General features: G+C 55.6%; 23 protein-coding genes. 8 read left to right on the top strand and 15 right to left on the bottom strand.

The genetic code is table 11. The features are described 5' to 3' along the window. Positions 1-32: 32 nt before the first annotated feature. A complete protein-coding gene (locus ACVDG4_RS11700; protein ID WP_447235207.1) occupies positions 33-260 on the top strand; it encodes a DUF1127 domain-containing protein in 228 nt (75 codons plus the stop codon). A 171-nt stretch (positions 261-431) separates the two neighbouring features. On the opposite strand, the gene ACVDG4_RS11695 is transcribed toward ACVDG4_RS11700, so the two are convergent. Next, on the bottom strand, positions 432-968 hold the full coding sequence (locus ACVDG4_RS11695) for a peroxiredoxin-like family protein (protein ID WP_447235206.1): 537 nt from the start codon (positions 966-968) through the stop codon (positions 432-434). Between the two features lie 97 nt (positions 969-1,065). On the opposite strand from ACVDG4_RS11695, the gene ACVDG4_RS11690 reads away from it, so the two are divergent. Next, entirely contained in the window at positions 1,066-1,872 is an 807-nt protein-coding gene (locus ACVDG4_RS11690) for a helix-turn-helix transcriptional regulator (RefSeq protein ID WP_447235205.1), read from the top strand. Positions 1,873-1,879: 7 nt separating this feature from the next. Here the strand turns inward: ACVDG4_RS11690 and ACVDG4_RS11685 are convergent, their stop codons facing one another. The 5 genes from ACVDG4_RS11685 to purC all read right to left on the bottom strand — a co-directional run bounded on the left by ACVDG4_RS11685 (position 1,880) and on the right by purC (position 4,123). Beyond that, on the bottom strand, positions 1,880-2,134 hold the full coding sequence (locus ACVDG4_RS11685) for a DUF2164 domain-containing protein (RefSeq protein WP_447235204.1): 255 nt from the start codon (positions 2,132-2,134) through the stop codon (positions 1,880-1,882). A gap of 40 nt (positions 2,135-2,174) precedes the next feature. Then, complete coding sequence (purQ, locus tag ACVDG4_RS11680; protein ID WP_447235203.1) at positions 2,175-2,843, bottom strand: phosphoribosylformylglycinamidine synthase subunit PurQ; 669 nt, start codon at positions 2,841-2,843, stop codon at positions 2,175-2,177. Positions 2,844-2,861: 18 nt separating this feature from the next. Beyond that, positions 2,862-2,969 carry a phosphoribosylformylglycinamidine synthase-associated small membrane protein gene (locus ACVDG4_RS11675; protein ID WP_306150065.1) on the bottom strand — a complete coding sequence of 36 codons (108 nt, stop codon included), beginning with the start codon at positions 2,967-2,969 and terminating at the stop codon, positions 2,862-2,864. Between the two features lie 13 nt (positions 2,970-2,982). Then, positions 2,983-3,225 (bottom strand): phosphoribosylformylglycinamidine synthase subunit PurS, encoded by a 243-nt coding sequence (gene purS / locus ACVDG4_RS11670; protein ID WP_040452276.1) that lies wholly within the window; start codon positions 3,223-3,225, stop codon positions 2,983-2,985. Between the two features lie 133 nt (positions 3,226-3,358). Continuing rightward, positions 3,359-4,123, bottom strand: a complete 765-nt coding sequence (gene purC / locus ACVDG4_RS11665) for a phosphoribosylaminoimidazolesuccinocarboxamide synthase (RefSeq protein WP_133946693.1) — start codon at positions 4,121-4,123, stop codon at positions 3,359-3,361. Between the two features lie 308 nt (positions 4,124-4,431). On the opposite strand from purC, the gene ACVDG4_RS11660 reads away from it, so the two are divergent. Both ACVDG4_RS11660 and ACVDG4_RS11655 read left to right on the top strand, forming a co-directional pair. After that, positions 4,432-4,755 (top strand): DUF1476 domain-containing protein, encoded by a 324-nt coding sequence (locus ACVDG4_RS11660; RefSeq protein ID WP_133946694.1) that lies wholly within the window; start codon positions 4,432-4,434, stop codon positions 4,753-4,755. 157 nt (positions 4,756-4,912) lie between these two features. Continuing rightward, positions 4,913-5,713, top strand: a complete 801-nt coding sequence (locus tag ACVDG4_RS11655; RefSeq protein WP_447235202.1) for an HpcH/HpaI aldolase family protein — start codon at positions 4,913-4,915, stop codon at positions 5,711-5,713. A 68-nt stretch (positions 5,714-5,781) separates the two neighbouring features. On the opposite strand, the gene ACVDG4_RS11650 is transcribed toward ACVDG4_RS11655, so the two are convergent. Continuing rightward, entirely contained in the window at positions 5,782-6,336 is a 555-nt protein-coding gene (locus ACVDG4_RS11650; protein ID WP_447235201.1) for an RBBP9/YdeN family alpha/beta hydrolase, read from the bottom strand. A gap of 267 nt (positions 6,337-6,603) precedes the next feature. Here ACVDG4_RS11650 and ACVDG4_RS11645 point away from each other — a divergent pair, with 267 nt between their 5' ends. Beyond that, entirely contained in the window at positions 6,604-7,578 is a 975-nt protein-coding gene (locus tag ACVDG4_RS11645; protein WP_447235200.1) for an NAD-dependent epimerase/dehydratase family protein, read from the top strand. 130 nt (positions 7,579-7,708) lie between these two features. On the opposite strand, the gene ACVDG4_RS11640 is transcribed toward ACVDG4_RS11645, so the two are convergent. After that, a complete protein-coding gene (locus tag ACVDG4_RS11640; protein ID WP_133946698.1) occupies positions 7,709-8,410 on the bottom strand; it encodes a helix-turn-helix domain-containing protein in 702 nt (233 codons plus the stop codon). Positions 8,411-8,947: 537 nt separating this feature from the next. On the opposite strand from ACVDG4_RS11640, the gene ACVDG4_RS11635 reads away from it, so the two are divergent. Together ACVDG4_RS11635 and scpA are read left to right on the top strand one after the other, a co-directional pair. Then, entirely contained in the window at positions 8,948-10,783 is a 1,836-nt protein-coding gene (locus ACVDG4_RS11635) for a methylmalonyl-CoA mutase subunit beta (RefSeq protein WP_447235199.1), read from the top strand. After that, a complete protein-coding gene (gene scpA / locus ACVDG4_RS11630) occupies positions 10,780-12,945 on the top strand; it encodes a methylmalonyl-CoA mutase (protein WP_447235198.1) in 2,166 nt (721 codons plus the stop codon). Before ACVDG4_RS11635 ends, scpA begins: the two co-directional genes overlap by 4 nt. Before the next feature lie 48 nt (positions 12,946-12,993). Here the strand turns inward: scpA and ACVDG4_RS11625 are convergent, their stop codons facing one another. The 5 genes from ACVDG4_RS11625 to ACVDG4_RS11605 form a co-directional block, all read right to left on the bottom strand. Beyond that, entirely contained in the window at positions 12,994-13,314 is a 321-nt protein-coding gene (locus tag ACVDG4_RS11625) for a hypothetical protein (RefSeq protein ID WP_133946701.1), read from the bottom strand. Positions 13,315-13,435: 121 nt separating this feature from the next. Then, the gene (locus ACVDG4_RS11620; RefSeq protein WP_008189941.1) at positions 13,436-13,651 is read right to left on the bottom strand and encodes a helix-turn-helix domain-containing protein; all 216 of its coding nucleotides are present in this window, start codon (positions 13,649-13,651) and stop codon (positions 13,436-13,438) included. Between the two features lie 24 nt (positions 13,652-13,675). Continuing rightward, a complete protein-coding gene (locus ACVDG4_RS11615) occupies positions 13,676-14,299 on the bottom strand; it encodes a DUF2975 domain-containing protein (RefSeq protein ID WP_447235197.1) in 624 nt (207 codons plus the stop codon). Beyond that, on the bottom strand, positions 14,277-14,858 hold the full coding sequence (locus ACVDG4_RS11610) for a DUF2975 domain-containing protein (RefSeq protein WP_422022583.1): 582 nt from the start codon (positions 14,856-14,858) through the stop codon (positions 14,277-14,279). The genes ACVDG4_RS11615 and ACVDG4_RS11610 overlap by 23 nt, the downstream gene beginning before the upstream one ends. Before the next feature lie 65 nt (positions 14,859-14,923). Next, positions 14,924-15,163, bottom strand: a complete 240-nt coding sequence (locus ACVDG4_RS11605) for a hypothetical protein (RefSeq protein WP_447235196.1) — start codon at positions 15,161-15,163, stop codon at positions 14,924-14,926. A 136-nt stretch (positions 15,164-15,299) separates the two neighbouring features. On the opposite strand from ACVDG4_RS11605, the gene ACVDG4_RS11600 reads away from it, so the two are divergent. Beyond that, entirely contained in the window at positions 15,300-15,923 is a 624-nt protein-coding gene (locus ACVDG4_RS11600; protein WP_447235195.1) for an outer membrane protein, read from the top strand. A gap of 78 nt (positions 15,924-16,001) precedes the next feature. Here ACVDG4_RS11600 and ACVDG4_RS11595 read toward each other — a convergent pair whose 3' ends face one another. Continuing rightward, a complete protein-coding gene (locus ACVDG4_RS11595; protein WP_133946705.1) occupies positions 16,002-17,357 on the bottom strand; it encodes a TRAP transporter large permease in 1,356 nt (451 codons plus the stop codon). A 3-nt stretch (positions 17,358-17,360) separates the two neighbouring features. After that, positions 17,361-18,683: a TRAP transporter small permease subunit gene (locus tag ACVDG4_RS11590; RefSeq protein ID WP_447235194.1), complete on the bottom strand. Its 1,323-nt coding sequence runs from the start codon at positions 18,681-18,683 to the stop codon at positions 17,361-17,363. Positions 18,684-18,791: the final 108 nt, after the last annotated feature.

Raw genomic sequence — 18,791 nt, 5'->3', positions numbered from 1 at the left:
TTGTGTCGATTGTATCTCTTGGAGTATCTAAAATGAGTGCATTGGAATCAATCTTCGCACCCAGCTGCACAGACCAGCCAAGAGTCTCGTTCCCGCGCTGGAACCTGGTGCGGTTGGTTTTGCAATGGATGGCCGTCGCCAGAAGCCGGCGCGAATTGGCCAGCCTGACGGATGATCAATTGAAGGATATCGGTTTGAAGAGATCCGATGTGCTGGTTGAGACTGAAAAGCCGTTTTGGCAGGGCCCGGACTTCCGGTGACCTGTTAATGCGCCTTGCGCATCTTTTGAAACACCGTGCTTGGTCATCAAATGTCCGGGGCCCGATGTCCGGCCTTCTTAAGCAGCAGCCTTCAGCTTCTGAAGCGATAGGCCCCGGATTTCGCAGGCGCCCGACCTCCGCGGGCGCCTGCAATTCATATGGTGTCCTGGGTTAGACTTCGCCGGTGTATTCGCCACGTGCCGGGTAGTCGTTTTTCTTGACGAAATCCAGCGCGCCGAGCATCTCCTGAAAATGCGGCCGGACAAACGGCATGGTTTGAACGGATGCAAAGTAGAGTGTGCCGTCGGGCTTGACCAAGAAGACACCTGGCTCTGAGAACAAGTTCGGCTCTACAATTCCGATAGACGTCTTGCCGCGGCCCGTGGAGATGTAGAGCCCCCAATCCTTTGCCATTGTGAGCGGCAATCCGTAACCGAACGTGAGGTCATCGAATCCGACCTTGTCAGCCATTTGCTGTGTCCGCTCTTGATCATCGGATGACAGGGCAATGACCTCAACGCCGCGTTCCTTCAGATCGGGCAGAAGACGGCCAAGTTCCTTCAGATAGGTGGCGCAAATCGGACAATGCAGCCCGCGGTAAAAGACGACCAGTGTTGCAAAGTCAGCGGATACCGCTGAAAGATCAAACGACCCGCCGCCGAGAGTCTCAACGGTCAGTGCTGGAACGGTCTGTCTGGGGATGAGCATGATGCTTCCTTTGTCTTGGATAAATCGGATCGACTTGGGCTAGAATATCGAACGATCTCGATATAAAAGTACAAATAAAGAAGCCGAGAGTACGGATATGCAGACGCCTTATCGCACAAACTTCAATGGCCGGCTGGACCGGTTGTCGTCTCTGATCGACAGGTTGCGGGTTCATGTGAGCGACGGCGGAGTGGGCGGCCCTGATGTACAGCACGCCATGCTGATGATCTGCAAAGATCCGCGCCAGGACCTTCGTCTTGTGTTGCGCCCGCCGGAAGACAGTGCTTCAGGTGCTCTTGATCTCGTTCTCCCGAGGGCTGATGAAAGCATCATCGTGTCGACAAACATCGAGATTTCCGGAGTTGGCAAACGGCTCTTTGCCGCGCTTCCCATTTGTTTGTCCGTCGACCTTTCAGACGATCCAAGCTTGTCGTCAGTGGTGATGCCGCTGGTGGAAGAGGTGATGCGGCCCCGCTGTGGCGGCCAGGCTGTCTTTCAGCGCTTGTGCGAGGTGGTGGTGATTCGGTTGCTGCGCCATGCCATGGAAGGCAATGAGATCGATTCAGGGCTTTTGAACGGGCTTTCTGATCCGAGGATCGCGCAGGCGCTTGTCGCCATTCACGAGGCACCGGGCGAAAACTGGACATTGGAACGGCTCGCAGAAATCGCCGGCATGTCGCGGACCCAATTTGCGGTGACCTTCAAGAGCCTGATCGGGATTACGCCGATGACGTATTTGTCGAATTGGCGACTCGACATTGCACGGGATGAGCTCGCCGCTGGGCGTCAGGTCAAGGCTGTCGCCAATATGTGCGGCTTTTCCAGCCCGGCATCCTTTTCCCGGGCTTTCGCCAAACGCTATGGCGCTCCGCCACGCCGCGCGCGGCAACTGGAGCACAACTGAACGCAGGTCAGCGAACAGGATCGTCCGGTTGCTCCATGCCGTAAAGCTCGTCGTTGATGTCGTCCATCTTCCGGGCGAGGAGCGCCTGAGCATCCTTCAGACCGAGATTGTAGAAGCTCGCGCCAAGTGATTTGGTCAGGAAGTCGATCAGGAAATCGGCTTCCATGTTGCCGATATCGGTATCCAGTTCGTCGCTCAGATACTGCCGGATCTGCTGGTTGAGGCGGGCGCGAGTATCCTTGTCCAGTTTCAGGTCCGGCATGTCTGGTTGCCCCCAGCAATCAGGTGAAGAGATTGGCCGGTCAGGCAGCCTGCTCCAAAAGGCTTTCGAACAGCCGGCGGCCATCGAGGCCGCCGTGAAGCGGCTCAACCAGGTTTTCCGGGTGGGGCATCATGCCGAGCACGTTGCCTTTCGCGTTTGTGACGCCGGCAATGTCGTTGATCGAGCCGTTCGGATTTGTGCCGTTGGCATAGCGGAACACCACTTGCCCGTTGTCTTCGACGGATTTGAGGGTTTCAGCGTCGGCGAAGTAATTACCGTCGTGATGGGCAACCGGGCACCGCCACACCTGGCCTTTTTCGAACTTGGAAGAAAACTGTGTTACGCTGTTCACCGTTTCCAGCATCACTTCTTTGCAGACAAAAGTCAGTCCGGCATTGCGCATGAGGGCACCCGGCAGCAGGCCCGCTTCTGTCAGGATCTGAAAGCCGTTGCACACACCAAGAACTGAAACGCCGCTCTCGGCCTTGGCGACCAGATCCTTCAGGATCGGGGACCGCGCTGCAATCGCGCCGGAGCGCAAGTAATCGCCGTAGGAGAAACCGCCCGGGACGATGACCAAATCGGCGTCGGGTAGGGAGCTTTCTGTATGCCAGACGCCGACAGGGCGCGTGCCGGTGATCAGTTCCAGCGCATGAAACATGTCACGATCGCGGTTGGAGCCTGGGAAAACGATGACGGCGGTTTTCATGGAGCAAGTTCCGGAAGTTCAGAGCAGGTAAAACACAGCAACGAGGGCAACAAATGCGGGCAGCAGGATGAAGATTGCAGCTTTTATGGCCAGAAAGAGAACAGCTCTCTTTGCATCCTTATCCATTTCGCTCCCCTGCTTATGCGATCTCGATCGCGTAGTTTTCAATCACGGTGTTGGCGAGCAGCTTTTCGCACATCTGCTCCAGTTCGGCCTTGGCGGCATCTTTGTCGGAGCCGGTCAGTTCCACGTCGAACACCTTGCCCTGGCGGACAGAGCCGACATCGCCGAAGCCAAGACCGCCGAGCGCGCCTTCAATGGCTTTTCCCTGAGGATCGAGAACACCGTTTTTCAAGGTGACGATCACGCGAGCTTTCATGATTGTTGTCTCCATCAGCATCTGGTGGGCGTGTTGCGCGCTCCATACACCAGCTGAACCGCTTCGCAAAGGCAAAGACGGCGATTCAAAAGAAAAACCCCTGCCAAGTGAGATCAGGGCAGGGGTCTTTGAAGATTTATTGGACCAGCGTTGGGCCTGATCCGACCGGGCGCTCGTTCTGTGTCACGAGACCCAGACGTTTGGCGACTTCCTGGTAGGCTTCCAGCATGCCGCCCATTTCGCGGCGGAAGCGGTCCTTGTCCATCTTTTCGTTGGTCTCAATGTCCCATAGACGGCAGCTGTCCGGCGAAATCTCGTCCGCGACCACGATGCGCATCAGATCGCCCTCAAACAGGCGGCCACACTCGATCTTGAAATCAACGAGGCGGATTCCGACACCCAGGAACAGACCGGACAGGAAGTCGTTGACCCGGATGGCCAGGGCCATCATGTCGTCGAGTTCCTGCGGTGTTGCCCAGCCAAAGGCCGTGATGTGTTCTTCAGAGACCATCGGATCATCGAGTTCATCGTTCTTGTAGTAGAACTCGATGATGGAGCGCGGCAGCTGTGTTCCTTCTTCAAGACCCAGGCGCTTTGCGATTGATCCGGCAGCAACATTGCGCACAACCACTTCCAGCGGGATGATCTCGACTTCGCGGATCAGCTGCTCGCGCATGTTCATGCGGCGGATGAAGTGCGTCGGAATGCCGATGGCATTCAGGTTGTTGAAGATGTACTCGGAGATGCGGTTGTTGAGCACGCCCTTGCCGTCAACGATCTCGTGTTTCTTGTTGTTGAAAGCAGTCGCGTCATCCTTGAAGTGCTGAACCAGGGTTCCTGGCTCCGGACCTTCATAGAGAATCTTCGCTTTACCTTCATAAATGCGCCGGCGGCGGTTCATGGGCTTATCCGTCTCGTTATTGAGAGAAACCTTGCGAGGGATATCTGCGCCTATACGTCTCGTTCACTGGGAATTTGGCTTCGACCAGGTGGGGAACGTATGGCCGCAAATCCTCGATTGCGGCGCGGAACTTACCCGAAGCGAGGCGAAAGCACAATCTTATGTTTTGTGCGAATTTCCGGGGAATGTCATGCTTTTGGCCAATCCGTGTCGCTACTACGTTGATTTGCGAAGCGGTGGGGGATATTGAAAGAGCCAAATGATCCCCATATTGGGGATGTGCACCGCAGTTCAGGAGACGTAGAAGCATGAGCACATTCGACAAGCGCGAGCAGGGATTTGAAAACAAATTCGCGCATGACGAGGAGCTGCGGTTCAAGGCAACCGCCCGCCGCAACAAGCTGCTGGGCCTCTGGGCTGCAGGGCTTCTCGGATACGAAGGCGAGAAGGTCGAAGAATATGCCAAGGAAGTTGTCCGGGCTGACTTCGAAGAGCCGGGTGACGAAGACGTTTTCCGCAAAATCCGCGCAGACTTTGATGCCAACAATGTCGATCAGTCGGATCACCAGATTCGCCGCACCATGGACGAATTGATGGCAACCGCCGTGGATCAGCTGCAAAACGAAGGCTGATCAGCCGATCGAACTGGTCTCTATCGAATTTGAAATGCCCGCCGAAACCGGCGGGCATTTTTGTTTGTTGGCTGGACCCGTACGGATGAGGCACATATCCGGCTTGCGGACGGCTCGAGATCCTTGTCTGATGGTGGCCAATCAGGAGGAGACGACCGTGACCGAGCCGAAGACCCTTGCCGACAAACTGCGCTCCGGACAGCCGGTGATTACAGGCTGGTCCATGTTGGCGGCTCCGATTGTAGCGGAGCTTTTTGCAAGAAGTGGCTATGAGGCGGTCACACTGGACCTTCAGCACGGAATGCATGACTTCAAGTCTGCCAGTGATGGCTTTGCGGCTTTGGCGCTTGGCGGGGCTCACCGGATTGCGCGAATCCCCGTGGACGACAATGCAACTGCCAGCCGATTGGTGGACATGGGCGCAGAATGCCTCATTGCTCCAATGATCAATTCCCGCGCAGATGCCGAAACCTTTGTGAAGGCCGTCAAGTACCCGCCTGTTGGAGAACGCAGCTGGGCACCGTTCCGAGTGGTTATGCTCAACCAGCAGACGCCGGATGCCTACTTGGAAACTGCGAACGAACAAACGCTGGCACTTGCGATGGTGGAAACGCGCACATCGGTTGATGCTCTGGATGACATCTTGGCGGTGCCGGGTCTGGACGGAGTATTTGTTGGACCAAGCGATCTGTCGCTGGCTCTGTCAAATGGCGAAAAACTGGATCCGAACGGCGAGGAGACGGCCCGGGTTTGCGGCGAAATCGCAGCCCGAGCGAAAGCGGCGGGGAAGATCGCCGGTATCTTTTGCATTGGTGCGGCAAAAGTTGAGGAGGCCATCGCCCAAGGATTCAGGCTTATGGCCCACGGCACAGACATGATGATGTTCGATGAGGCGGCGCGCGCCCACCTTCAAGAGGTCGATGCGGCAACCGGATCAGGGCCCGCAGCCAGCTATTGAGGTATACTGATGGCGAGGCAGTGAATACAGGCTTGAGGGCGAAGCGAACTTAAGAGAATTTCGCCGATTTAGCCGAGTTTCTTCATAAAGTGGGCAAAGGACATCATGCCTTCCGGCCATGGGCCGTGCCCGCTTTCCAGATTGATATGGCCCGCTTCGCCGGCATCCTGGAACGTTGTGCCCCAGGCGTTCGCAAAATCCTGGGCCCGCTCATAATCGCAGAAAGGATCGTTCTGGCTCGCGACAAGATGGCCCGGGAAGGTGAGGGGATGAGTTGGCACCGGTTTGAAGTCACCGCCGTCAAACTCCGGAACGAGGCGGTCGCGATCCCAATCGGAGGGTGCAACAAGATAGGCACCGCGGACCTTTTCGCTTAAAGCATGCACAGCGTGCGCAACAAGAATACAGCCCAGCGAATGGGCAACAAGGACAACCGGTCGTTGACAGGCCTCGACTTCTTTGACCAGCGTGTCCACCCAGTCTTTTTTGTTTGGCCGATGCAGTTCTCTTTGAGCCACAACGCGCGCGGTTGGCATCTTGTCCTGCCAGCGCAACAACCAATGGCCCGGCAGGGTTTTGCCGTAGCCGGGAATGAGCAGGATGTCGGTTTCGGAAATCTTCAAGACAAGGCACCTTTGGGGTTGGGCAAAGCTCTAGGCGCTGCGTGAAACCATATTTTGTTCCTGAGGTCCAGCCAAAAGCCAGCAGGTTTAGGAGCGGTCTGGTGGTGCATTTCGACTTCATCTGAACTCTTGCGTGTAAAACTCAAGAATGCCTCATGTAACAATTCTGTCAGGCGCAGTTTTGACGATAACGTTTCGTATTTGTCAGTAATTTATTCAGGTCTTTAGGGCTTTCTGACTAGGTCGAATTCAGGATGAGGGAAAAGCATGTCGCGGGCTGTAGTCTTTGGCGGCGCCGGATTTATCGGGTCCCACCTGCTTCTTTCCTTGAAAGAAAGCGGCAAGTTCAAGGAACTGGTGAGCGTTGATCTGGTCGCCCCGCGCGCATCGGTCGAGACAGTCGATTACAAAATCGCAGATATTCGCCGGCCGCTGCCCGTGGATCTGTGTCAGGCCCCTGATGTTATCTACAATCTTGCAGCTATCCACCGGACGCCTGGCCATGAAACGCATGAGTATTATGAAACGAATGTGGCCGGGGCGACGCATATCTGCGAGTTCGCACGGGCATTAGGTGTCAAAAAGATCGTCTTTACCAGCTCGATCGCAGTGTATGGCCCCGATGAGGCACCGAAAGAAGAAACCACTCCTACCGCGCCGCAATCCGCCTACGGATGGTCCAAGCTTTTAGCCGAGCAGATCCAGCAAAGTTGGCAGCAAGAAGCACCGGACCGTAAACTGGTGATTTCCAGGCCGGCAGTCGTCTTCGGTGCTGGAGAAAACGGCAACTTCACCCGGCTCGCTGGTGCCCTAAAAAAGGGGTTCTTCCTCTATCCAGGCCGCAAGGACACGATCAAAGCGTGTGGTTATGTTGATGAATTGATCCGGTCCTTCGATTTCATGCTGGGGCACGAGGAAGGGCAATCGCTCTATAACTTCTGCTATCCGCACCCGTACACAATTGAAGAAATCTGCCAGAGTTTTGAGCGAGCCGGTGGCTTGTCTCGGCCCCGGGGCGTTGTTCCCTTGCCTTTGATGAAGCTGGCGAGCCTGCCGTTTGAATTCCTGAATGCGTTTGGCATCAGGAACGGCATTAACCGGGCGCGTATTCAGAAGTTGGTCGTATCGACGAACATTGTTCCGTCGAAGCTCAACTCATCGGGGTACGTTTTCGAGACTGATCTTGACAGTGCCTTGAAAAACTGGCGTGCAACATCTCTGATTGAAGATGGTTTCGCATGACTTCGATCGATTTGTAGGTCTCGAACCGTCACATCTCTGCAATCGTATTAAAAAAAGCCCCGCGGTAACTCCACGGGGCATTTGTCAGCAGTCAGGTCTAGGTGCCAAGTCAGGCACCTTGGTAAGTTTGCTAGACGTTGATCTGTCCGTAACGCAGAGCCTCAACCACTGTGTGGGTCTTGTTGGATGCATTCAGCTTTACGCTGGCATTTTGCAAATGCGCATGGACTGTCCTCTGGGAGATATCCAGAACATCTGCGATCTCACCGGCGGTTTTGCCGTAGGCCGTCAGTTCGAGAACCTTGCGCTCGCGGGTCGACAGAGCGCCCGGGCGTTGGCCAGAGACCACACCGAGTTCACGCAGGCGCGAGAATGCTGCTGCCGACAGTGCCTCAAGATTGGAAAGATCATATTTGCTGACCTGCAGGGCCGGTCCACTGGCAAAAACAAATGCCTGGAACGGGTAAAGCTCGGTAACAGGCACGACGACAATCTGGCTTCCCTCTCCAGCGGAGGCCATGAGATCGGAATGCTCCATGTCACCGGCAGTGATCGTCCAGATGCGGGCCCGGTTTGAGCCCAGCCCGAGCATCAAGGCACTGTCATTTGCCGACAGAGACGTGCTCTCGATGCCATCATTGCGTTGATCCGGCCAGCGGAAGCGCTGCACTAGGTTGTCGATCGGACGGTTGGGCATCGGCAGACCGGTTATCAGGATATGGGTTGCCCCCATACGCCGAAGGTTCGATTCCAAAATGTCCAGAACATGATGGGCCGCGTTGGCCTCAGAGATCGCTCTCAGTTTATTTTTCAATTCGGTTTGATCAAGCATTGTGCACATCCTTTGCGGCTTGAAAGCCACTTTTTTGGACACGCCACAGACACGCTGTTGGCGATCCTGATGGGTTAATTCGCGCATGGCACAGGTGACCTGCCCCCAGCCAAACTCGAAGCGTCGCGCATTTATTTGGTGGGACATTTGTTGTTCTTCCGTGGATAGAACTTCCCATGCGTCAACAAACTCACGCTACAATACAATTGATGATCGTACCAATATGGAAAAACCTGCAAGTTGGCTTTATATGCCATTTTGTTTGCATTTCCCCAGCGGGAAGGGGTGTATAAATTACTGAATTGTTTATCAGGAGTTGTTTTTCATCTTCTTGTATATTGTAAAAAATATCAATATTAATTGTTTTTAACCCCTAATTAATTATGTCAAGGAATCAGCTCCAAATATGCTTCTGGAGGTTGGTGGGATCGCGGAGACTTGTGCTTTGCGGCTTTCTTCTGATTAGTCTTACCCTTTATGCTGAGTTGCTTAGGCTTAACCTGCAGACTAAAAACGCCGGCAAGGGAGACTGTATCCATGCCACTTAGTTTTTCTGGGCCAGATCATTTCTACACTGCCGATGAAGAGGCCTGGTGGTCTGCGGTCGACAAGGCTCTGAAAGGAGCTCCGAGGGATAGACTGACATCTCTCACCGATGACGGTCTGCCGGTCCAGCCGCTTTACGCCAACCGCACCGACCAGCCAGCCCGGGCTTTGCGAGCTAAGCCGGGTGCCTGGACCATATCACAGCGGATCGACCTTCCCGACGTTTCGGTTGCCAATGCGCAAATCCTGCAGGACTTGGAAGGTGGCGCTAGCGGTTTGGATCTTGTCTTGGATCCAATTGGATTGGGAACCGGTCGAGGTATCCAAATAAAAACCGCGCGTGACTTTGCCCGACTTTATGCTGGCGTGCTTCCAGACCTGATCGAAACCCGCATCGACGCAGGAAGCCAGACACTCGGGGTCATTAGCGAGTTCCTTAGCTATCTGACATCCGCCGGTATTGAGCCTGCGACCGTGCCTCTCACCGCCTCCTATGATCCGAATTCAGCTGCAGAGACTGATGGGGCTGACCTCTCAGCGCTGAAGGTTGTGGCAGAAGAAAGTGTAGCGTGTGGCAGTCCGCTGCGCCTGCTGACCGCGGACGGGCAAACCTGGCACAATGCAGGCGCGAGCGATGCGCAAGAGCTAGCGCTCGTGCTCTCCTCTGCTGTTGCGCACATACGCGCTCTGGAACATGTGGGGCTTGAGCCCGAAGAATGGGCGGCTCGGATTTCGATCACTCTGGTCGCAGATGCTGATCAGTTCGGCACAATCTCAAAGGCCCGGGCCATAAGGAAACTCTGGGCATCCGTTTTGGCAGGTGCCGGCGTGAAGCAAGATCCTGCCGATCTGCATATGGCCACCTCCCGGCGAATGCTGACCCAGCGCGACCCTTGGGTGAACCTCCTCCGCAACACGGTGGCGTCTTTTGCAGCCGGTGTCGGTGGAGCTGACAGTGTTTGTGTATTGCCGCACACAGAAGCAATCGGTTTGCCGGATGCGTTCGCCCGCCGGCTCGCGCGCAACACCCAGTCGATGCTTTTGGAAGAAAGCAGCCTGGCGAAGGTCATGGATCCGTCCGCGGGTTCTGGAGCGATTGAGGCGCGCACGGATCAACTCTGTGCAGCTGCATGGGCATTCTTCCAAGAAATCGAGGCAGCGGGTGGATTGCTTGCTGCGCGCAAAAGCGGATTGATAGACAAGTATATCGCCGAAACCAGAGCAAAAATCGAAAAGGATATCGCCCGGCGCAAACGCCCGATCACGGGCGTCAGTGAGTTCCCAAATCTTGGCGAGAAAACCGTGGAAGTGCTCGCTAAGGCAAACTCAGACGACGGGTGGCGCTATGCCGAACCTTTTGAGGCGCTCCGGGCTGCCGCGGACGTACACGAAAAGGCAACGGGACAGGCCCCAAGCATCTTCCTGGCGACCCTTGGCCCGCTCGCGCAGTTCACGGCTCGTGCCACGTGGCTGGCCAGCGCATTCGCAGCCGGCGGTTTGAAGGCAAGTGAAGCGGCTGTCTATGGATCTGTTGACGAAATGGCGGACGCTTTCAAGGAAAGTGGCGCAGCGCTGGTGTGCATCGTGTCGTCAGACGCTGTTTACGAAAATGAGGCCGAAGTTGCCGCGAAAGCCCTTTCCGATGGCGGGGCCAAACACATCTACCTTGCAGGAAAGCCGGGCGACAAGGAAGCCGCTTATCGTTCTGCCGGTGTCGGAACCTTCGTTTTTGCCGGTTGTGATATATTGGAACTGCTTCGTGACGCGCACAGCCTCTTGGGGCTCCCAAGCGCTTCAGCAGAACAAGAACTGGAGGGCCAAGCATGAGCCGGGTTCCGGATTATTCCAAGGTTCCGTTTCAGGACGCGCTTGGCGCGGCCAATGCCGGGGACGAGGCGGCCTGGACCACTCCTGAGGGCATCGATGTTGCTGCTGCATACAGTGCGGACGATATTGCCGATCTGAAACATATCGGCACCTGGCCGGGTCTTCGGCCGTTCATGCGGGGGCCGTATCCCACGATGTATGTCCAGCAGCCTTGGACTGTGCGCCAATATGCTGGGTTCTCGACGGCCGAAGATTCAAATGCGTTTTACCGGCGGAACCTTGCTGCTGGTCAGAAGGGTCTCTCGGTTGCTTTCGATCTTGCCACGCACCGGGGCTATGACAGCGATCATCCGCGTGTCTCGGGTGATGTTGGCATGGCCGGTGTTGCGATCGATTCGATCTATGACATGCGCACGCTCTTTTCCGGCATCCCGCTGGACAAGATGAGTGTGTCCATGACCATGAACGGCGCAGTGTTGCCGGTGCTGGCGCTTTACATCGTTGCAGCGGAAGAGCAGGGCGTTGATCAAAAGGATCTCTCGGGCACCATTCAGAACGACATTCTGAAGGAGTTCATGGTCCGCAATACCTACATTTATCCGCCGAAGTCGTCGATGAAGATCATCTCCGACATCTTCGCCTACACCTCACAGAACATGCCGCGGTTCAACTCGATTTCCATTTCCGGCTATCACATGCAGGAAGCGGGTGCGACGGCGGATCTGGAGCTCGCCTACACGATTGCGGACGGCATCGAATATGCCCGCGCCGGTGTCGCGGCTGGCATGGACATTGACCAGTTTGCGCCGCGTCTGTCGTTCTTCTGGGCGATTGGCATGAACTTCTTCATGGAAGTTGCAAAGCTGCGCGCTGCGCGCCTGATCTGGGCGACCTTGATGGAAGAAAACTTCCAGCCGAAGAACCCAAAATCCCTATCTCTGCGCACCCACTCTCAGACTTCCGGCTGGTCGCTCACGGCGCAGGATGTCTTCAATAACGTCATCCGTACGTGTGTGGAAGCAATGGCAGCGACACAGGGGCACACCCAGTCGCTGCACACCAATGCGCTGGACGAGGCGCTGGCGCTGCCGACAGACTTTTCTGCCCGGATTGCCCGGAACACACAGCTTTTCCTGCAGCAGGAGAGCGGCACCACCAAGGTTATCGACCCTTGGGGCGGATCATACTATGTGGAGAAACTGACCGCCGATTTGGCCGAGAAGGCTATGGCGCACATCCGCGAAGTCGAAGAGCTTGGCGGCATGGCAAAAGCCATTGAAAAGGGTATTCCCAAGCTTCGGATCGAAGAAGCGGCGGCCAAAACCCAGGCGCGGATCGACAGCGGTGCGCAAACGGTTGTCGGTGTCAACAAGTTCAAACCGGAGAGTGAACAGGCCATCGACGTTCTCAAAGTCGACAATGCGACTGTACGGGCGGCGCAAATCGACAAGCTGAAACGCCTGCGCGCAGAGCGCAACGAGGCGGAGACGCAAGCTGCGCTCGATGCCCTGACAGAATGTGCGAAAACCGGCGATGGCAATCTTCTGGATCTGTCCGTCAAGGCTGCGCGGGCGATGGCGACCGTCGGAGAAATCTCGTTCGCAATGGAGAAGGTCTTCGACCGGCATAAAGCGGAGATCAAATCGATCTCAGGAGTGTACAAGCGGGAGGCTGGCGCAATGTCCGGCACCATGGAAAAGGTACAAAGCCTCGTAGAAACGTTTGAGGACAACGATGGTCGGCGTCCGCGTATCCTCGTTGCCAAGATGGGGCAAGACGGTCACGACCGCGGCCAGAAGGTGATTGCCTCGGCCTTTGCCGATCTCGGTTTTGACGTCGATATCGGCCCGTTGTTCCAAACCCCGGAAGAGGCGGCCCGGCAGGCGGTTGAGAACGACGTCCATGTGGTTGGCGTGTCGTCCCTTGCCGCAGGTCATTTGACGCTGGTGCCAGCACTGAAAAAGGCGCTGGCCGATGAGGGCCGGGAGGACATCATGATCGTCGTGGGCGGTGTGGTTCCGCCGCAAGACTACGATGAGCTCTTTAAATCTGGAGCCGCAGCCATCTTTCCGCCGGGGACTGTCATTGCGGAAGCAGCTGTTGGGTTGATTGAAAAGCTGAATGTTCAGCTTGGTTACGCGCCGGCCCAGGCTGCCGAATAAACGTAATTGGCAATCAAATTTCGGACCGGCTGCGGGGAACGCAGCCGGTTATTTTGTTTTGGCTGACTGCTTCAGGCTGAGTTGAACGGGCTTTTCCAGATACAAAACCCCCAAGTTAGAACCCACACGCCAGCGCACCTTCGCCAAGTTCACGGTCGCAAGCTTGGTATCAGCGACATAAAGCGTGTCGGGTAGATCAGCTTCGGCGTCCGGGATGACGACACCCGTCCCGCCGTTCTGAAGGTCGTAAAGTGTGCAATCACAAATGTCGGTTTTGTCGACTGTGAGGAGTTTTCCGTGCCTCAACCGTGTTCGGGAGGCCGGTGCCAGCCGTATTCCAGTATTGTCTGTAACTGACGGTGCATACATAAGAAATGAGCTCCAAAGGATATGATGCGCAATAATCCCGGAGCGTTTTAATTGTCAAAATTTGCGATGAAATTACAGTAATCCGCGCAATTTCATATGTATTTGATGAAAGTTTGACGGGTTATGGATCTTCTGGCGCTTGGTAGATCAGAATGTCGCCCGGCTGACAGTCCAGAACTTCGCAGATCTTTTCCAAAGTTTCGAAGCGGACGCCCTTCACCTTTCCGGACTTGAGCAGGGACACATTCTGCTCGGTGATGCCGATCCGTTCGGCAAGCTCCTTCGACCGCATCTTTCGGCGGGCGAGCATCACATCCAGTTCGATAATGATCGGCATATTCGAGACCCTGATGCGTTGATGCTAGACGATTTGCCGGTTTTCTTCCGCAAGCAGGGCCGCCTCACGAAAGATCCATCCAAACAACAACATAAGCGCCCCAAGAATCATTGTGAAAATTTCGCCGCCATCGAGGGAAACGTCAATGACTCTCTCCACTTCCGGATAATCAAGTGTCGCGACCATGATCCCGACCGGATCACTGGCAATATCAAATACCGCAAATGAAATCATCCATGCGCCGAGCGAAAAGACATTTTCCAAAGCCTGCGGGGAAAAGTAGTCCCCAGTTTCAAAATGCCGGCATACCGATCGCAGCGCCCAAATGATTCCAAGAGCAAGCACAAAGTTGACCACCAGCAGCACTGCCAGGATAAACCGTTGTTCAATTGGGATGGCCGCAAGCGCTCTTTCACCTTCGCCAACCCAGATTGTTTCGTCGATGCTCCACGCTGGCCCTTGAGGAAAAAGGAACACAAAGGTCAGGCCGATCCCGACCGTCAAGGTGATTAATAGGGAGAGGGTTGCGATCCACTTGACCAGTCTTGCGACAATACGAATGCGCTTCAGGCGTTTGCTTTGTTCATTGATGGATGCGTCGACCATTTTTATCCCTCGGCCCAAATCAGATAAATTGGCGGTTTTCATCCGCGATGAGCGCTGCTTCCCGCAAGATCCAGCCAAAAAGCAGCATCAAGGCCCCAAGAACAAAGAAGAACAGTTCCCCTCCATCCAGGGTCACATCAATTGACCGTTCGCCGGGTGGAAAATCATACGTCAAAAGCACCGAGCCAACTGGATCGCTGATCAGGTCAAAAGTTGCAAAGGCAATGAGCCAGACCCCAAAGGAAATGACACTTGCGAGGGTTTGGGGAGAGAAAAACTCCATGCTTTGGAACCGCTTGAAAACCTGGCGAATGTTCCAGCCGGCCAGCATCAAAAGCACAAATGCGATGCCGGATACGATCGACAAGCCGAAGCGCTGGATTTGAGGAATCTCGCCCAGTGGACGTTCGATGTCGGCGAAATCGATGGTTTCGTCAGGTGCGATCATCAGCTCGTTCGGCAGAGAAATCCCAACAATCACAATAAGGCCGAAAATTAAGATCAGGAGCAGAATTCCGCTGACCATCCATTTCATGAACGCAGATACCCGCCTGATCCGTGTCAGTCGTTTCTCGCGTTCGGACCATTCCATCTCTGTCATGATTTCCTCCGGCCTTGATTGGGAAAAGGCCAATACACTTCGATAAATCAATTAGTTCTACGAACTCAGAGCCGTTGGGCCAGTGCATTCAGCGCGCGTTCATCCGCCAAGGAAGATGTTGGCACGCGGGTGAGTGCTGCCCTTTGACGAAAAGAGCCTCTAGCCCATTTTGAAAAAAAACGCAAACTCAAAACATTGCAGTTGACAAAATAATCATCGTTGTGATTTTTAAAATTATCGTTTCGCAATAATTTTTGATTGTTGTGTTTCGGGTTTGACGAGATAACCGAAGTGAGACCTCCCATGGTAAGTTCCTTTACCAATCGCGATAGTTGCGTTTTTTATGGCTGTTCGCCGCGGCCAAAACCGTTTCGGCGCCTCCGGAATTCCTTACCGAATACAAGGCATTGGCTGGTAAAGCCCTTTGTATTATGCGCAGCCTTGGCTGTTCTGGTCGGCGGAGCCAAAGCCGCCGACATGCCAGTTGCTGGTGGAACTGATTTTGTTCCAATGGCTCCAGCCGGGTCCATTTGGGCAGGACCGTATCTCGGATTTGAGGCCGGCGGGTCTCAAACAGTCACGGATGTGAAAGCGGGCGGTCAGAAGAACGACTATTCCCGTTTCGATGCCGCGTTTGGTGTTTTTGGCGGCTACAACTGGGAAGTTTCCAGGGTGATCTTGGGCGTGGAAGGGGCTGCGACCTATATTGGTGACACGAAAAAAGGTCAGCATCCGGTGCTTGGCACGATCGAGACCGGGTCCAAGTGGTCGGTGACTGCAAAGACCCGGGTCGGTCTGCCAATCAACAACTTCATGCCGTATATCAGTCTCGGCGTTGCTGCGACTGATCACAGCCTGAAGGCCAATGGCCGGACCGAGAGTTCGGTCGGGCTTGGTGCGGTTCTTGGCGCCGGTGTTGAAGTCGCCATGCACGATAACTGGCGGCTTCGCGCCGATTACACATTGACCGGGATCGCCGACACCAAGGACACCTTTGCCGGAACGCAGGCCAAGCGTACCGCCGGGAACCATCGTTTGATGCTCGGTATTTCGCGTGCCTTCTAACGACTTCAATCCTTGAAATACAACTACGGCTGCGCATCGATAAACGCGCAGCCGTAGGTCTTTTTGTTTTAGTTGTTCCTAGCCATAGACCAGATTTGGCAGCCAGGTGATGATCCCCGGGAACATCATACAGAGGACCAGTCCGATGATTTGAAGCGCCAGGAAGGGCAGGGCGGACTTGAAGATGTCCGTCATCGGGATGTCCGGGGGCGCAACACCGCGCAGATAGAACAGCGCATAGCCAAACGGTGGCGACAAGAAGCTCATCTGCATGTTGACGAGATAAAGCACCCCGAACCAAAGGACGAGGTCGTCCGGGTTGTCGAGCCCGAAGGCCGCTGCGCCGAGCGCTTTGACGATCGGCACGAAGATCGGCACACACAGCAGCAGGATCCCGACCCAATCGAGGAACATGCCAAGGATCACTAGCACTACTTGCATCAGGATCAGGATGCCCCAGGGGCCGAGGCCGGTGGCTTCTAGAGCGCCTTGCACAAACTGCTGACCGCCTTCCAGGACATAGAGCCCGACAAAGATGGTTGCGCCGAACATGATCCAGATGACCATGGCGGAGGCCTTGAGGGTTGTCAGAGAGGCCTCGCGCAGTGTCTGCCAGTCAAGGTTCCGGTGAATGGCCGCCACGATGATGGCCCCGAAAGTCCCAATCCCGGCCGCTTCCACCGGCGTTGCAACACCGGTAAAGATGACCCCAAGTACGATTGCGATCAGTGCAATCGGCGCAGACATACCGGACATGAGCCGCATTTTTTCCTTGAATGGAATGCGCTCTTCTTCCGGGATCGGCGGGCCTTTTTGAGGGCTGATCGTGCAGGAAATGATCACGTAGAGAATGTACATGCCCGAGAGCAACAGCCCCGGCACAACCGCCCCGATGAACAGCTCTCCTACGGATTGTTCGGCCACGACGGCATAGATGATCGCAAGGATCGACGGCGGGATCAGAATGCCGAGCGTACCCCCGGCCATGATCGATCCCATGGCGATCTTTGGGTCATAATGACGTTTCAGCATGGCAGGCAGGGCGATGATGCCCATGGTAACGACCGCCGCACCGATGACACCCACCATCGCTGCCAGAACCGTGGACGCAATGATGGTTGCGGCCGCCAGGCCGCCCTTAACACCCCCGAGCACCTTGTAGATGACATCGAACATGTCGTTGATGATGCCCGCTCGCTCCAGCATCGACGCCATGAAGATGAACAAGGGGATCGCCGAGAGCTGGTAGTTTGTCATCAGCGGGAAGATGCGCGACGGAACAATGTTAAGAGCGCGTTCGTCGCCTAAAATAAACAGGAACACGCAGGCCAAGCCGCCGGTCACGAAGGCGAGCGGAAGGCCCGCCATCAACAGTACCAGCAGTGATCCGAACATGATGAGTGTCAGCCACTCAATGCCAATTTCAAGACCCATTCTTTAGGTCCTCCCCACAAGCGCGCGGAGGTCCTGCGCGAATTTTGATATGCCTTGAAGCACCAAGAGCAGCCCGCCGATGATCATGACCATTTTCATCGGCCACAAGGGGACTTCCCACTCGTTGAAGCTGATTTCGCCCCAGCGGATGTTCGGGTCAGTCCACTGCGCAAGGTTCCAGCTTGTGATGACTTCTCCAAAGCCGATCTCGCCCCGGGCCCAATCCGAAATCAGGGAGTTTCCTGAGGGAACGGCAATCGCGTCAAACGCGAAAATCCAGGACGTCACCAAAAGCGTGCCGGCAAAGATGAAGAAGAAGACCGATGTCAGCAGATCCACGATCGCCTTGCGGCGTTTGGAAAGTGGCGCGTAGAAGATGTCGACCCGGACGTGGGATTCCGTCAGCATCGCATAGGAGCCCGCAATCAGGTATTGCATGCCGAACATGAGATACATCGCTTCATGCGCCCAGTTCGTGGGGCTGCCGAAGACATAGCGGCTCATCACCTCGAAGTAGTAGACAATCACCGCGATCACAGCCCAGTAGGCGACAAACTCGCCGCAGAAGAGCGAGAGCCGGTCTATCCATCCGGTCCAGCCGCTCGACACGTAACTCGCGTCGTCTTTCCGCTCTGCCTCTTCGAGGGCTTTCAGCTTGAGTTCGGCTTCGCTGAGCTCAGGGTCTGGCGGCAGGTTGGCGTTGGCCTTGCGCACAAGGCCGGGCAGAAGGATCGCGTCGATCGCCACTCCGGCGAGGATAAGCCAGAAGGCATATTTCGCGATATTCTGCCAGAATTCCAGATTGGCTTGCGCTTCGTCAGCTGCCGGCCGTGCGGTTTCCAGGTCCGCTTCGGCCTCGGCCATGCGTTCGCGGCCTTGTTCGATCCTCTGTTCGGCTCTACGGACATCGCGCTGGGCCCGCCGTTCGGCAAAGCTTCCGGCTTCAGCTTCCGCGAGCTTTTGGCGCATTTCCGGCAGTTCAGCTTCGGCAGAGCTGACCCGGCCGCCTTCACGGTCAAGTGTCCGTTCTGCCTGGCGAACGAGGTTGGACATGTCAGAGGCGACCGACCGGGCATCCTGCCCCTGGGAATTGGCAAAAAGAATGACAATGAAGACCGGGATATAGAGCAGGCCGATCATGCTTTTGAGGTAAAGCCTGTGCAGTCCTAATATGCCGCCGGTTACCAAGATGAAGTAGCCCAGAACGGTTGAATATTTCCGTTCTTTGGGTTTTGGCCGCTTGGCCAGAGTTGCCGCGATGATCGGAAACAGGATCAGGCCGAGCCAGTAGGCCCAGTGCGGCAGAGTGAAATCCAATTGAGGCATGCCTTGTCCTTCCCCCGGGCAGTCGCAGTCTCCACGCGAGGAGGCGTCTGCCCTGACACCTGTTACCGCCCGGCTTTAAGAAAAGCCGCACAGCTCAGGGTGGCGTGC

Source organism: Roseibium sp. MB-4 (assembly GCF_053005265.1).
The sequence above is the reverse complement of the archived record's forward strand: the minus strand, read 5'-3'. Positions and strand labels throughout refer to the sequence as shown.

Excerpts from the sequence above, each read along its gene's own strand:
- ACVDG4_RS11610 (WP_422022583.1), bottom strand. The coding sequence starts at position 14,858 with ATGACAGAGATGGAATGGTCCGAACGCGAGAAACGACTGACACGGATC.
- ACVDG4_RS11640 (WP_133946698.1), bottom strand. The coding sequence starts at position 8,410 with ATGCTTGATCAAACCGAATTGAAAAATAAACTGAGAGCGATCTCTGAG.
- ACVDG4_RS11700 (WP_447235207.1), top strand. The coding sequence starts at position 33 with ATGAGTGCATTGGAATCAATCTTCGCACCCAGCTGCACAGACCAGCCA.
- ACVDG4_RS11685 (WP_447235204.1), bottom strand. The coding sequence starts at position 2,134 with ATGCCGGACCTGAAACTGGACAAGGATACTCGCGCCCGCCTCAACCAG.
- ACVDG4_RS11675 (WP_306150065.1), bottom strand. The coding sequence starts at position 2,969 with ATGGATAAGGATGCAAAGAGAGCTGTTCTCTTTCTGGCCATAAAAGCT.
- ACVDG4_RS11690 (WP_447235205.1), top strand. The coding sequence starts at position 1,066 with ATGCAGACGCCTTATCGCACAAACTTCAATGGCCGGCTGGACCGGTTG.
- ACVDG4_RS11695 (WP_447235206.1), bottom strand. The coding sequence starts at position 968 with ATGCTCATCCCCAGACAGACCGTTCCAGCACTGACCGTTGAGACTCTC.
- purC (WP_133946693.1), bottom strand. The coding sequence starts at position 4,123 with ATGAACCGCCGCCGGCGCATTTATGAAGGTAAAGCGAAGATTCTCTAT.
- ACVDG4_RS11595 (WP_133946705.1), bottom strand. The coding sequence starts at position 17,357 with ATGGGTCTTGAAATTGGCATTGAGTGGCTGACACTCATCATGTTCGGA.
- ACVDG4_RS11615 (WP_447235197.1), bottom strand. The coding sequence starts at position 14,299 with ATGAAAACCGCCAATTTATCTGATTTGGGCCGAGGGATAAAAATGGTC.
- ACVDG4_RS11660 (WP_133946694.1), top strand. The coding sequence starts at position 4,432 with ATGAGCACATTCGACAAGCGCGAGCAGGGATTTGAAAACAAATTCGCG.
- ACVDG4_RS11605 (WP_447235196.1), bottom strand. The coding sequence starts at position 15,163 with ATGGGAGGTCTCACTTCGGTTATCTCGTCAAACCCGAAACACAACAAT.
- purQ (WP_447235203.1), bottom strand. The coding sequence starts at position 2,843 with ATGAAAACCGCCGTCATCGTTTTCCCAGGCTCCAACCGCGATCGTGAC.
- ACVDG4_RS11635 (WP_447235199.1), top strand. The coding sequence starts at position 8,948 with ATGCCACTTAGTTTTTCTGGGCCAGATCATTTCTACACTGCCGATGAA.
- ACVDG4_RS11625 (WP_133946701.1), bottom strand. The coding sequence starts at position 13,314 with ATGTATGCACCGTCAGTTACAGACAATACTGGAATACGGCTGGCACCG.
- scpA (WP_447235198.1), top strand. The coding sequence starts at position 10,780 with ATGAGCCGGGTTCCGGATTATTCCAAGGTTCCGTTTCAGGACGCGCTT.
- ACVDG4_RS11620 (WP_008189941.1), bottom strand. The coding sequence starts at position 13,651 with ATGCCGATCATTATCGAACTGGATGTGATGCTCGCCCGCCGAAAGATG.
- ACVDG4_RS11590 (WP_447235194.1), bottom strand. The coding sequence starts at position 18,683 with ATGCCTCAATTGGATTTCACTCTGCCGCACTGGGCCTACTGGCTCGGC.
- ACVDG4_RS11645 (WP_447235200.1), top strand. The coding sequence starts at position 6,604 with ATGTCGCGGGCTGTAGTCTTTGGCGGCGCCGGATTTATCGGGTCCCAC.